This is a genomic window from Streptosporangium carneum, assembly GCF_027922005.1.
GTDB lineage: Bacteria > Actinomycetota > Actinomycetes > Streptosporangiales > Streptosporangiaceae > Streptosporangium > Streptosporangium carneum.
Genome location: NZ_BSEV01000002.1, coordinates 721243 through 734485 on the forward strand (window position 1 = coordinate 721243; position 13243 = coordinate 734485).

The 13243-nt window shown below is 71.5% G+C and carries 12 protein-coding genes; 5 read left to right on the forward strand and 7 right to left on the reverse strand.

Annotated features, from left to right (window positions below):
* Positions 1–233 precede the first annotated feature (233 nt).
* The 3 genes from PKF00_RS09070 to PKF00_RS09080 all read left to right on the forward strand — a co-directional run bounded on the left by PKF00_RS09070 (position 234) and on the right by PKF00_RS09080 (position 2887).
* Positions 234–938: a FadR/GntR family transcriptional regulator gene (locus tag PKF00_RS09070; RefSeq protein ID WP_271216931.1), complete on the forward strand. Its 705-nt coding sequence runs from the start codon at positions 234–236 to the stop codon at positions 936–938.
* 122 nt (positions 939–1060) lie between these two features.
* Positions 1061–1855 (forward strand): ABC transporter ATP-binding protein, encoded by a 795-nt coding sequence (locus PKF00_RS09075; protein WP_271217044.1) that lies wholly within the window; start codon positions 1061–1063, stop codon positions 1853–1855.
* A 198-nt stretch (positions 1856–2053) separates the two neighbouring features.
* Positions 2054–2887, forward strand: coding sequence for an aldo/keto reductase (locus PKF00_RS09080; protein WP_271216932.1), 834 nt, complete (start codon positions 2054–2056; stop codon positions 2885–2887).
* 54 nt (positions 2888–2941) lie between these two features.
* On the opposite strand, the gene PKF00_RS09085 is transcribed toward PKF00_RS09080, so the two are convergent.
* The 7 genes from PKF00_RS09085 to PKF00_RS09115 form a co-directional block, all read right to left on the reverse strand.
* On the reverse strand, positions 2942–3205 hold the full coding sequence (locus tag PKF00_RS09085; protein ID WP_271216933.1) for a hypothetical protein: 264 nt from the start codon (positions 3203–3205) through the stop codon (positions 2942–2944).
* Between the two features lie 397 nt (positions 3206–3602).
* Positions 3603–4484 carry a glycosyltransferase family 2 protein gene (locus PKF00_RS09090; protein WP_271217045.1) on the reverse strand — a complete coding sequence of 294 codons (882 nt, stop codon included), beginning with the start codon at positions 4482–4484 and terminating at the stop codon, positions 3603–3605.
* Positions 4485–4680: 196 nt separating this feature from the next.
* Positions 4681–5448, reverse strand: a complete 768-nt coding sequence (locus PKF00_RS09095) for a CDP-alcohol phosphatidyltransferase family protein (protein WP_271216934.1) — start codon at positions 5446–5448, stop codon at positions 4681–4683.
* On the reverse strand, positions 5426–6466 hold the full coding sequence (locus PKF00_RS09100; RefSeq protein WP_271217046.1) for an iron-containing alcohol dehydrogenase family protein: 1041 nt from the start codon (positions 6464–6466) through the stop codon (positions 5426–5428). Before PKF00_RS09100 ends, PKF00_RS09095 begins: the two co-directional genes overlap by 23 nt.
* Positions 6467–6471: 5 nt before the next feature.
* On the reverse strand, positions 6472–7206 hold the full coding sequence (locus tag PKF00_RS09105; protein ID WP_271216935.1) for a phosphocholine cytidylyltransferase family protein: 735 nt from the start codon (positions 7204–7206) through the stop codon (positions 6472–6474).
* Positions 7207–7309: 103 nt separating this feature from the next.
* Positions 7310–7933, reverse strand: a complete 624-nt coding sequence (locus PKF00_RS09110; protein WP_271216936.1) for a DUF5941 domain-containing protein — start codon at positions 7931–7933, stop codon at positions 7310–7312.
* A gap of 103 nt (positions 7934–8036) precedes the next feature.
* Complete coding sequence (locus tag PKF00_RS09115) at positions 8037–9761, reverse strand: CDP-alcohol phosphatidyltransferase family protein (protein ID WP_271216937.1); 1725 nt, start codon at positions 9759–9761, stop codon at positions 8037–8039.
* Positions 9762–9955: 194 nt separating this feature from the next.
* Here PKF00_RS09115 and PKF00_RS09120 point away from each other — a divergent pair, with 194 nt between their 5' ends.
* Together PKF00_RS09120 and PKF00_RS09125 are read left to right on the forward strand one after the other, a co-directional pair.
* Positions 9956–11368: a bifunctional cytidylyltransferase/SDR family oxidoreductase gene (locus tag PKF00_RS09120; protein ID WP_271216938.1), complete on the forward strand. Its 1413-nt coding sequence runs from the start codon at positions 9956–9958 to the stop codon at positions 11366–11368.
* Positions 11369–11439: 71 nt separating this feature from the next.
* Positions 11440–13236 (forward strand): hypothetical protein, encoded by a 1797-nt coding sequence (locus PKF00_RS09125; protein ID WP_271216939.1) that lies wholly within the window; start codon positions 11440–11442, stop codon positions 13234–13236.
* Positions 13237–13243: the final 7 nt, after the last annotated feature.

Here is a 13243-nt window from a genome sequence, read left to right on the forward strand (position 1 = left end):
CACGGGGACGACGCGGGGACGGCACGGAGAGGACACGGAGAGGACACGGACGGCCGTGCCCGCGACGGCGGCGGGGTCGTCGCCGGGGACGGGTCACGGGCGGCCCGGGGCCTCGAAGCCGTGACGACAGAGGTGAGACCTCAGAGGTCTGAGGACCTGCTATCGTCCTTGTCGAGGCGGCCAGGACGACGGCCGGGCGGTCCTCGACGCCGCGAACGACGGTGAGGTGAGCGATGACGGAGCCATCAGGCCTGCGGCACGGGCCTGTCGTGCCGCAGCTGGAGAGCCTGCTGCGCGAGCTGCTCAGGGAGAAGCGCTGGAAGGCCGGTGAGCGGCTGCCGAGCGAGGTGCGGCTCGCCGAGGAGCTCGGCGTCGGCCGGTCGTCCGTCCGGGAGGCGATCCGCCTGCTGGCGCGTGACGGCCTGGTGGACGTACGGCACGGCTCCGGCACCTTCGTCACCGACCTGTCGCCGGTCACCGAGGAGGAGCCCGACGTGCGCCGGCTCCTGCGCAGGGCCCGGCTGCTCGAGGCGTACGAGGTGCGCAGGGCGCTCGAGGTCGAGGCCGCCAGGCTGGCCGCGCAGCGCATCCGCCCCGAGGACGTCGAGCGGCTGAGAGCGAGGTTGCGCGACCGTCAGGAGCGGTCCTGCGGCGAGCCGTCCGCCTTCGTCGACGCCGACCTCGAGTTCCACCGCGCGATCGTGGAGCTGTCCGGCAACGACGTCCTGGTCGGCCTGTTCACCCTGGTGCGCCCCGTGTTGCGCGAGGCGCTGATCGAGATGGTCGCGCACGAGACCGCCCTGCCCGACGTCTCGTGCGCCCACGCCGACGTGCTGGAGGCGCTGGCGCGCGGCGACGCCGAGGCCGCGATCGCCGCCACGGTCGACAACCTCGAGAGCACCATGGCGTTCATCCGGGCGGAGGCGGCGGATCGGTGACGAGCGGAGAGGGCTCATCCCCGGTGAACGGAGGCGGCTCCCGGGAGAGCGGAGACGGCGGAGCGGTGACAGGCGGGAGCGGCAGGCCGGTCGTCGTCTCGCACCCCTCAGAGGCCGGGCCCGTGCTGCGCGTGCACGAGGTCGACGTCGTCCGCGACGGCGACCACCTGCTGCGGTCGATCTCCCTGACGGTGCGCAGAGGCGAACACTGGGCACTGCTCGGCGCCAACGGCGCGGGGAAGACCACGCTGCTCAACCTGCTCGGCGCGGTCGCCCACCCCACGCGCGGCGTGGTCGAGGTCCTGGGGCGCAGGCTCGGACGGGTCGACATGCGGGAGCTGCGCTCCTACCTGGGCCACGTCGACCCGCGCCACTCGCCCGACTCGCCGCTGCGGGTCGAAGAGGTCGTCCTGACCGGCCTGACGAACACGATCGCGCTCGTGCCCCGCTGGACGCCCACGGCCGAGGAGTCCGAGCGCGCAAGACACCTGATCGAGATGCTCGGCATGGGCGCCAGGAGCGACGCGCGCTGGCCCACCCTGTCCCAGGGCGAACGCGGCCGAGCGCTGATCGCCAGGGCGCTCATGCCTCAGCCCCGGCTGCTGCTGTTCGACGAACCGGCGACGGGCCTGGACCTGGCCGCCCGCGAGCAGCTCCTCAGCAGCGTCGACGTCCTCAGGAGCGAGCATCCCTCGCTGGCCACGGTCCTGGTGACCCACCACCTGGAGGAGCTCCCCGCGAGCACCACGCACGCGATGCTGCTGCGGCGGGGCCGCTGTCTGGCCTCGGGGCACGTCGCCGACGTCCTGACCACGGACCGGATCAGCGCCTGCTTCGACCACCCCGTCCGGATCACCCAAGACGACGGGCGGTGGAGCGCCAGAGCGGACCGGGTCATGGCTCTCGACGCCCCATGACGAACGGCGAACGGCACGCCGCCCCACGGCCGCGCCGCCCCGCCCGTGCCGCCTCCCGCCCCCGAAGGCCGTCCACGGGCCGCCGACCGGATCCGGTCGGCGGGTGGCACGGGACACACCGTCAGATCTGTTGAACGACACCAGGACGGGTACCTGCACACTTGGGGCTCAACACACCAGAACACCAAGGGGGATTTGATGACCTCGGTACCCACCATCAGGTTGAACAACGGTGTCGAAATCCCGCAGTTGGGCTTCGGGACCTACCAGGTCAAGCCGGACGAGACGAAGGAGACGGTTCTCTCCGCGCTCGAGGTCGGCTTCCGGCACATCGACACCGCCGAGATGTACGGCAACGAGAAGCAGGTCGGCGAGGCGGTCCGCGCGTCCGGTCTCGACCGGGGCGACGTGTTCGTCACGAGCAAGCTGAACAACGGCTTCCACGCCTACGACGACGCCCTGAAGGCGTTCGACCGGTCGCTGGAGGACCTGGGGTTCGACTACCTGGACCTGTTCCTCATCCACTGGCCGCTGCCCGACGTCGGCGACTTCGTGGAGACCTGGAGGGCGATGGAGAAGATCGCCCGCTCCGGCCGCGCCAGGGCGGTCGGCGTCTCCAACTTCCAGCCGCACCACCTGCGGCGGCTGCTCGAGGAGACCGAGATCGTGCCCGCGGCCAACCAGATCGAGGCGCACCCCTACCTGACGCAGGACGAGCTGCGCGCCTTCGACGCCGATCACGGCATCGCCACGGAGGCGTGGTCCCCGATCGCACAGGGCAAGGTGCTCGGCGACCCGACGATCACGCGGATCGCCGAGCGGCACGGCAGGACGCCCGCCCAGGTGACGCTGCGCTGGCACCTCCAGCGCGGCGACATCGTCTTCCCCAAGTCGCTCAGGCGCGCCCGGATGGAGGAGAACTTCGACCTCTTCGACTTCGAGCTCAGCGACGACGAGATCGGGGAGATCTCCCGGCTCAACCGCGACGAGCGGGTGGGCCCCGACCCGGACACGTTCAACTGGATCCCGTGATCCCGTGTCCCGCGGGGACGGCCTCCACGGCCCCGCGGCGGCCGTCCCAGCGGCTCAGTCGAGAAGGGTGTGAAGCCCGACGACCGTGAGACCGCAGGCGCTCAGGCCCGCGACGACGGCGAGCGGGGGCGCGACGCCGCCCATGAAGGACAGGACGCCGATCACAAGCCCGACGACGACCGCCGTGGAAAGGACCAGAAGAGTGCGGAGGGTGAACAGCGGAGGCTTCGCCGACGGTGAGCCGTCGCGGGGCGGGACGCCGGGCTGAGGGTCCAGCGGCGGGCCGTCGCCGCCCTGCGGCGAGATGCCGTGAGACATGAGGACCTCTCCGTGACGTCGAGCGTCTGACGGCTCACGTCCGCTCACGGGAGGCCTTCACCTGCCGCGACGGCCGAGCCGACAGCGGATCTTCCCCGGCCACCCCCTGGCCGGGGTCCCGCCCCCGATGGAGGGCTTGTGCTCTGGTGTTCCCACTCTGGGCAGGCCTGCTCGTCCGCCGCTCCTCCTTGGTCACGAACACCTTCAATCGTCACCAATCGAACATGGGTTCGATAGAGATCCCCCGGCGGGGATTGCCCGGGGCGTGCCCGCGCTTTACCGGAGAGCGGGGCGGCACGACGCCGCCCCGGCGTGCTCTCGCTTCACCGGAGAGCGAGGCGGCACGACGCCGCCCCGCGTGTCCGCGCGAGCCGGGCCTCCGGAGGGATGCGCCGGGTCAGACGATCGGCGGGCGGCCCAGGCGGAGCATGCGCCAGGCGGTCTTCCAGCCCATCGGGCGGCGCTCTCCCGCGGGTTCGCGCAGCCCTTCGGTGAAGCCCTTGAACCAGGCGCGCAGCGCGGCCCGGGAGCGCTCTCGGAGCAGGGTGAGGACGATCCAGTTGAGGAGGTAGAAGGCCGCCAGCGGCCAGGGGAGGTTGCGGCGGGCCAGCCAGACCCGGTTACGGGCGTTGAGGCGGTAGAAGTCCGCGTGACGGGTCGGCGGGACCTGCGGGTGGTACATGACGGTTTTGGCGTCGTACTCGATGCGGTAGCCCTCGCCGAGCAGCCGCCAGGCCAGGTCGGTCTCCTCGTGCGCGTAGAAGAAGCGCTCGGGAAGGCCGCCGACCTGGAGGAAGGCGGAGCGGCGGATGGCGCACGCGCCGCCCAGGAAGGTGGTGACCGGGGAGGACCTCTCGGGGTCGCCCGCGCGCAGACGCGGGACGTGGCGGCGCTGGCCCGCGCCGCCCTCCGGGTCCATCACGCGGAAGGAGACGACCGCGAGGTCGTGCTCGGTCGAGAAGCGCTCCCGCAGGTGGGAGACGAGGTCCGTCGCGCCGTACCAGCCGTCGTCGTCGAGGAAGAGGACGACGTCGCCGGAGCACTCCTCGACGCCGCGGTTGCGGCCCGCCGGGATGCCGGTGTTGTGGCTGAGCCTGACGGTCCTGATCGAGGCGGACGAGCCCGCGGGCACGCCGACCGACAGCTCGGGGACGTCCGCGCCGTTGCCGACGATGACGACCTCGACGTCGCCGTCGGTCTGGTTGAGCGCGGACTCGACGGCCCGGGCCAGCTCAGGGACCCGGTTGCCCATGGTGAGAATGACGCACGAGATCTTCAACGGGTCATCGCCTTGACGCGTCGAGAGCACGTGCGGAGCATACTTTCATGATCACCGAGTCTGCTGAGTGGGGCAATTCTGGCTTCAGTACAGCTTTCTGATTTACCGGGAAATAAGCGTATCGGAACCGCAGGCGAACACCCACCAAACAGGAAGGTGTCCGCACCTACGACGCACCGCGACGCCATCCGGTTCCTCATGAAAGCCGCCTGGAGGCCAGGATGCTCACCAGGTGCAGGGCCGTCTGCAGCACGGCGACCACGACGCACGCGACCACGAGCACCCTCGTGGCGGCCAGGCCGCCGCTGAGGGCGTCCCAGAGCGCCGCGAGCACCACGATGAGGGACAGCTCGACCGCCTGGACCAGCCGGTGGAACTTCAGGGCGGCCGCGGCCCTGCGGGCCATGCCCAGGCCCCGCGACCGGAACTGCTCGGCCGAGCTCTCGGTCGCCGCGACCAGGCCCGACCGGGCGCGGGCCACGTCGACCAGGTCGGTCTCCGCCTTGATCAGGATGGCGCCGAGCGCGGCGGCGAAGCCCATCACGGTGTACCAGTCGGGCAGGACCTCCGAGGCCCTGAAGCCGAGCCCGATGAGGATGGCGGCCTCGGCGAAGTAGTGGCCGACCCGGTCGAGGTAGACGCCCGTGATGGAGGTGCGTCCCGTCCACCGCGCCAGCTCGCCGTCCGAGCAGTCGAGCAGCAGGTAGAGCTGGACCAGCAGGGCGGCGACGACCGCCGCCCACAGCCCCGGCAGCGCGAGGACCGCGCCGGCCAGCAGCCCGGACAGGATCATCAGCCAGGTGGTCTGGTTGGGGGTGATCGGCGTCTTGGCGAGGAACCAGGTGACGTAGATCGACAGCTTGCGCATGTAGAGCGAGCCCGCCCAGTGCTCGCCGCTGTTGCGGCCCATGGTCGACTGCGGCTGGGCGACCGCGCGGAACTCAGCGACCGACGGCCCGGACATAGTCCCCCACCCGATCGCGAATCTCCGACTCCGACAGGCGCAGGTGCTCCAGGATCGTGTAACGCCCCGGGCGGGTCGAGGGCGCCAGCATGACCGCCTCGGTGAACTGGTCGCCGGTCAGCCCGGCGTCCGCCGGGGTGACCGGCAGCTCGTGCGCGCGCAGGCAGTCGACGACCTGGGACAGCCTCCGCGAGTCCTCGCGGAGGAAGAAACAGAAGGCGGCACCGATCCCGGCGAGCTCGCCGTGATTGGAGGTGCCGGGAAAAAGCTGATCCACGGCATGCAGGATCTCATGGTCTCCGCCGCTGGAGGGACGGGAGGAGCCTGCGATGACCATCGACATCCCCGAGAGGATGAGCGCCTCCGCCAGCACGGTCAGGAAGGCGTCCGACTCGATCGAGTCGGTCCTGCCGATCACCGCCTCCGCCGCGGTGCGGGCCATCGCGCAGGCCAGGCCGTCGATCGGCTCGCCCCGCTCGGCGTTGCCCAGCTGCCAGTCCTCGATCGCCGACAGGTTGCTGACCACGTCGCCGACCCCGGAGCGGACCAGCGAGGAGGGCGCGTCGTGGACGAAGTCGAGGTCGACCACGATCGCCAGCGGCATGGGCACGCCGAAGGAGCCCTTGCCCCCGTCGTGCGTCAGCGACGCCACCGGCGAGCAGATGCCGTCGTGCGACAGGTTGGTGGCGACCGCGACCATCGGGATCCCGGCGAGCGACGCGGCGTACTTGGTCGCGTCGATGGTCTTGCCGCCGCCGATGCCGACGAGCGCCTCGTAGGCGCCCTTGCGCAGGTCGGCGCCCAGCGAGACCGCCGCGTCGACCGAGCCGTCAGCCACCCGGAAGACCTGGGCCTCGTCGAGCGAGGGGGCGATCACCGAGGCGATCCTGTCTCCCTGGCCCGCGCCCACGGCCACCGCGACCCGTCCCGAGGTCGCCACCCGGCTGTCGGCCAGCAGCGTGCCGAGCTGGGCGATCGCGCCCCGCCGTACCTCCATGGTCAGCGGGGCGGGCAGCATCCTGGCTAGTATCGGCACGCGATCTCCCGCGCCTTGGCGAGGTCGTCGTGGTTGTCGACCTCGACCCACGAGACCTCACCGATCGGGGCGACCGCGATCTTCTCGCCGCGGGCGACCAGCTCCTGGTAGCCGTCCTCGTAGTACAGCTGCGGGTCGCGCTCGAAGGTGGCCTGGAGCGCGTCGGCGAGGCGCTCGCCGACGCCGGGGCGGATCAGCGTCGCGCCGATGTACTCACCGGCGGCGTCCGAGGGGTCCATCAGCTTGGTGATCAGCCTCAGGTGGCCCTCGCCGTCGAGGGTGACCTTCATCTCCTCGTCGGCGAGCTTCTTGACGTTGTCGACCGCGAGCAGGATGTCGCTGGTCGCGGGCGCGGACAGCAGCGTCTCCTCGACGGAGACCGGGTGCACGGTGTCGCCGTTGACCAGGAGCACGCCCTGGTCGAAGTAGTCGCGCGCGCACCACAGGGAGTAGGCGTTGTTCCACTCCTCGGCCTTGTCGTTGTGCACGAGGGTGAGCTTCACACCGTGCCGCCGCTCCAGCTCGGCCTTCCGCTCGTGTACGGCCTGCGCCTGGTATCCGACGATGACCACGACGTCACGGAGGTCGGCCGCCGCGAGGTTCCGCAGCGAGATGTCCATGATCGTGGTGTCACCGTCGACCGGCACGAGCGCCTTGGGCAGCGTGTCCGTGTACGGCCGCAGGCGTCGTCCGGCCCCGGCGGCCAGCACCATTCCCAGCAACGTGCACTCCTCATCCAAGTGAGCCCCTCGACGGGCACTCCTGGCCCCAAAGGTTAGTTGCCTTCAGGCCCTGATCGTGTAATCGGAGGTTTGCCAGGCGTTCTCAATCGTGTGCCTCGAGATCCACCGCGTCCACCCCCGATCTCGGCACGGCCAGCCAGCAGGTGATGCTCTCCCACCCGAACAGGCCCCACAGATACAGCGAGAGCAGGACGAAGACCAGCGTGACCTGCCCGGCGAGACCACCGAGCGCGATCAGCAGCATCCTGCCGTCCCAGCCGAGTCCGAAAGTGGCCAGCCACTGCGGCGGGTAGACCCGCTGGCGCAGACGGTAGACAAGATCATAGTGGTGGAAGGCCATCGCGCCGAGCAGGACCAGGATCAGCCACGGCGGCACGTCGTGCGCGAACCCCACCGAGGCCGTGAACCCGTACTCGGTCAGGCGCAGGATCGGCGGGACCAGCCAGTCGAACCGGCCGTCGTGCGGGTGGGAGCTGCCGGGGCCCGCCAGCAGGAGCGCGACCGCGGGGGCGAACACCGCCAGGCCGTCGGTGCCCGCGACCCCGACCATCAGCAGCACCCCGGTCACGAACGTCCCGACCAGCGCGGGCGGCAGCGGGGGCAGTTGCCCGGCGACCATCGTGCCCATGGCCTGGGCGGGCACCCCGTCGTCCCGGTAGGCCACCACGTTGCCGCGCGGCACCGGCGTCATGTGGACGGTGACCATGGTCGCGCCCCTCTCCTCAGTCGCCTCGCGGGCACTCGCCCCGCCTCGTCGGTCCTCCCCGCTCCCCCGCCCGCTCCCCCGCGGCGCGTCGCGCGTTCGCCCGTCACGACCGCCGACCCGCCGATCTGGCGATCCTGCCCGCGAGGGTGTACAGGGCCGCGACGCAGCCCCAGGTCAGCAGCGCGACGAAGGTCACCCGCGCGTTGAAGAGCGCCGCCGTCACCGCGATCAGGGCCATCCGCTCCCCGATGGGAAGCACGATGATCTTCTTGAGCCAGCGGGTGAAGGAGTCCTCCTCCAGGCGGCGCGAAAGCCGTACGACCCAGTTGCCGCTCTTCGTCCTCCTGCCCGTCTCGTCCGCGGGCCCGCCGACGGGCTCGTCCGCGAGCCCCGCGCCGGGAGCGGCGGCGGCAGCGACGTCCGGACCCGTGCCGGGAGCGCCGTCGGAGCCGCCGCCGAGGACCGCGTGGACGGAGGTCGGGGCGTACGGATCACGCCCCCGCCTCCCCGTGGGCACGGCCCTGCGCCGTGGCGAGGGGCCGGCGGCCATGTCGTCCAGCGCGGCCGGCGAGCCCACGTCCCCGGCCCTGGCCCGCCGCGCCCGCTCCGTGTCCGCGCGGGCGCCCGCGTAGGAGAAGTCGATCATGTGACGGAGCATCTGCAGGATCATCGCCGCGACCGCCAGCGCCCAGATGCCGTCGGGGCCGCCGCCCGAGTCGTCGAGCCCGGCGGCGTAGCCGAAGGCGAGGCCCACGTAGACGACGTACTCCTTGACCCGGTCGAAGGTGGCGTCGAGCCACGCGCCCAGCGGGGAGAAGGCCCGGGTGTAGCGGGCGAGCTGGCCGTCGACGCAGTCGAGCACGAACGACAGGTACAGCAGCACCGCCCCGGCGACCTGCGCGGAGCGGGTGCCGTCGGAGAACCAGACGGCGGCCAGCACGGCCAGGCCGACGGAGATCCCGGTGACCGCGTTCGGCGTCAGGCCGAGCATGGCGGCCAGCCTGACCACGTGCTTGGACCAGGAGCTCACGAAGTAGGTGGCGAAGAAGCCGTCGTCGGTCTTGACGACCGCGTCCAGCCTGGCCCGGCTCTCGTCCACCTCGCCGAGGCGCGACACGGCCTCGTCTGCCTCGGCCTGGATCGTCACCCGGTCGCAGCGCAGCCGTCCGAGCCTGACCGCCCGCACCGTGACGCCGGAGCGGAGCAGGCCCGCCAGGAGCAGCTCACCGGTCTCCGCGCCGTCCGCGGGGCCGAACCTGCCGACCTCGGCCAGGTCGGCCAGCGTCTCCGCGGTCGCGGCCAGGGTCAGCAGGTCGTCCGCGCCCACCTGGAACGCGCCCCTGAAGGTGCCGTTCGGCTCGGCCACGTCGTGGAAGGCGGTCCCCGCCGCGACGACCAGGCCCCTGTCGATCCGGACCGGCGGGCGCGAGGGGCCCGGTTCCTCTCCCCCCTTGGCCACCAGCGCGGCCGTCCCGGCGTCAGGACGCCGCATGAGCAGCGCCAGGGCCTCGGTGTGGACCACGAGGTTCCCCGCGACCACGGCGACGGGGCCGGTGGCCGTGCGGGCGACGCCCGCGACCCTGCGCAGGTCCTCGGCGAGGCCGTGCGACCCCTCCGAGCCGATCATGTAGGCGCCGCCGGGGGCGTGGATGACGCCGCTCGAGCGGGCGATCACGTGCACGTCTCCCGTGGAGAACGTGGAGAGCTGGTCGATCAGCCGGTCGAGTAGCGTGCCGTCGGCGCGGCGCAGAGCGGCCGCCGGGGTGGTGGCGAGCACGACGACGACCGTCCGCGAGACGGCGGGCGGCGTGGGATCACCGGAGGGCACTGGGGCATCGGAGGGGACAGAAGCATCGGAATCCTGCAAATCGGGCTCCTTCGTATCCGACGGGGTCACCGTACGAATCGGGGAGTGCGCACTTAGCGTAGCGAGATCTTGACTGCATAGCACGGGACCGCGACCCGGGATCGGGTACTCAACCGTTACGCTCGCCGTATCCGGACCGTTGAAGGAAGCTGACCTTGGCCGCTCTTGAACCACGCCTTCGTACCGTCGGGGTCGTCCTTGCCGGCGGGGTCGGCCAGCGGGTCGGCCTCAACACCCCGAAACAGCTCATCAAGATCGCCGGAAGGACGATCCTGGAGCACACCCTGGCCGTGTTCGACGGCGCGCCGGAGATCGACGAGATCGTCGTGCTGATGACGCCGGGCTTCACCGAGGACGTGGAGCAGGTCGTGGCCCGCAACGGCTTCAGGAAGGTCACCAAGGTCCTGGAGGGCGGCGCCAGCCGTACCGAGACCACCTGGCGGGCGCTGAGGGCCCTGGGCTCGCAGGAGTGCGACGTGCTCCTGCACGACGCCGTGCGGCCGCTGCTGGAGCCCCGGATCATCACCGAGTGCGTCGAGGCCCTGAAGGTCTACTCGGCCGTCGACGTGGCGATCCCGAGCTCGGACACGATCGTGGTGGCCGCCCCCGGACCGCGCGGGGAGGTGATCCGCGACATCCCGGAGAGGTCGAGGCTGCGGCGCGGCCAGACCCCGCAGTGCTTCCGCCTGTCGGTGATCCGCGAGGCCTACGAAAGGGCGTTCGCCGACCCCGACTTCGACAGCATGCCGCCGACGGACGACTGCGGCGTGGTGCTGCGCTACCTGCCGGACGTGCCGATCTACATCGTGCCGGGCAGCGAGCACAACATGAAGGTCACCCACCCGGTCGACGTGTTCATCGCCGACAAGCTCTTCCAGCTCGCGGCGAGCACCGCTCCCGAGCATCCCCCCTTCGCCTACCGGCAGGCGCTCCAGGGCAGGACCGTGGTGGTCTTCGGCGGCAGCTACGGCATCGGCGCGGGCGTGGTCGACCTGGCCGAACGCCACGGCGCGGAGGTGTTCTCCTTCTCCAGGTCGCTGAACGGGGTGCGCGTCGAGGACCCCCAGGCGGTCGAGGACGCCCTCGCCCACGCGGCCAAGGAGACCGGCAGGATCGACTACGTGGTCAACACGGCCGGAGTGCTGCACATGGGCAAGCTCGGCGAGGTCGACGACGCCACGGTCGCCGAGACCGTCGGCGTGAACTACCTCGGCCCCGTCAACGTCGCCAGGGCCGCCATCCGCCACCTCCGCGAGACCCGGGGCCACCTGCTGCTCTACACCTCCTCCTCCTACACCAGGGGCAGGGCCGACTACAGCCTCTACTCCTCGACGAAGGCCGCCGTGGTCAACCTGACCCAGGCGCTCGCCGACGAGTGGGCCGAGTACGGCGTGCGGGTCAACTGCGTCAACCCGGAGCGGACCAGCACTCCGATGCGGACCCGCGCCTTCGGGGAGGAGCCCGCGCACACCCTCCTGTCCCCGCGCGCCGTCGCCCAGACCTCACTGGACGTGCTCATCTCCCCCCTGACCGGACAGGTGGTCGACGTCCGCCTCGACGGGGCCTGACAGGGCGAACCGGACATGTGACACAGCGCGCCTACCAGGGGAAACACCCATACGCAGGTTAGCGTCAGAGGATGAAGCGTGACCTTCGTGACCTTGTGGTGTGCGCTGCCGTGCTCGGCCCGTACCCGCTGCTGATCGTCACCGCCCTGTGGCCCCGGCCGTGGCCGTTCCTGGCGTGCTGCGCCGCGTCCTACGCGACGGAGATCGCCGCCAGACGCCGCGCCCGCCCGCTGGTCGACCTGCTGGCCAGGATCCACCTGGGGGTCACGATGCGCTTCGTGCTGCGTGAGACGGCCGCGGTCGTCCTGGTCGCCAGGACGGCGGGCGCCGACTCCCCCTGGTTCGCGGCCCTGGTCCTGGGACTGGTGGCGCTGCACGGCGTGCGGGCCCTGCAGACCTGGATGGCGCTGTGCTACAACCGGACCCTGAACCAGCTGCCGGTGCTGACCCGCAACCTCGGCACGGCCCCTCTCCCCGCGCCGCCGCCGGGCGTCCTGGTCGACCACAGGAGCATGCGCCTGCTCTGTCTCGACGCGCTGCCGATCGGCGGCGCGGGCCTGGACGCGGCGCTCGGCGCGGACCGCCTGGGCGTGGCCGGAGCGGGGGTCGCGCTGCTCCTGTGCGCGGCGGGCGTGGCGGGCCTGCTTCCCCACCTGTCCCGGGTGCGGCCGTTGCGCGACAGGCGCGCTCTGCTGCGGGAGGCCGAGGAGCGCCTCGCCGAGTACGGCCCCGAGGTGGTCCTCTACTTCTCCGGGCCGAACGACTCGGCCTACCAGGCGGCCATGTGGCTGCGACCGCTGGAACGGATGGACCGGCGGGCCGCGGTGGTGCTCAGGGAACGCGACATGCTCGGGACCCTCCCCGAGACCTCGCTGCCGGTGGTGTGCGTCCCGTCCGCGGCCGACCTGATGAGCTTCGGGGCCCTCGGCCTCGCGAGGCTGTGCCTGTACCCCTCCAACGTCGGCAAGAACATCCACATGCTCCGCATCCAGGGGATGAGGAGCGTCTTCGTCGGCCACGGGGACAGCGACAAGGAAGCGTCCTTCAACCCGTTCACCAAGGTCTACGACGAGGTCTGGGTCGCGGGCCAGGCGGGCCGCGACCGCTATCTCCGCGCCAGGGTCGGCGTGCGCGACGAGGACATCCACGAGGTGGGCCGCCCGCAGCTGTCCGGGATCCACACCGAGGGCCCCGGCCTGCCCTACCGCACGGTGCTCTACGCGCCCACCTGGGAGGGGTGGACCGACGACCTGTTCCACACCTCGATCATCGCCATGGGGCCCGGCATCGTCTCCGCCCTGCTCGCCCACACGCCGCCGGTGCGGATCATCTACAAGCCGCATCCGCTGACCGGCTACCGCAACCCCGAGGCGCGCGAGGCGCACCGGCGGATCAGCGCGATGCTGGAGGCCGCGGAACTGTCGGGGTCGATCGCCCGCCATCCCGCGGGCCGCCGCGACGCGGGACCCGTCAGGCACCTGGTCGTCACCGGCAGGAAGCCGACCCTCTACGGCTGTTTCAACCAGACCGACCTGCTGGTCACCGACATCTCCAGCGTGGTGGCCGACTTCGTCGCCAGCGGCAAGCCGTACATGGTGACCAACGTGGCGGGGATGCCCGAGGAGGCCTTCCGTGAGCGGTATCCGAGCGCGGAGGCCGGTTACACGCTCACCGAGGACCTGGACGAGCTGTCCGCCGTGCTGCGGGCCCTCGACGAGGGCGGCGAGGACGTCCTCGCCGCCGCGCGGCGCAAGCTCAGGACCTACCTGCTGGGCCCCGACCACCCGAACGCCATGACCCGCTTCAACGACGCGGTGAACGGCGCCTACGAACGCGCGGGGACGCTGAAGGACACCGCGGACCGTTGAGGGACAC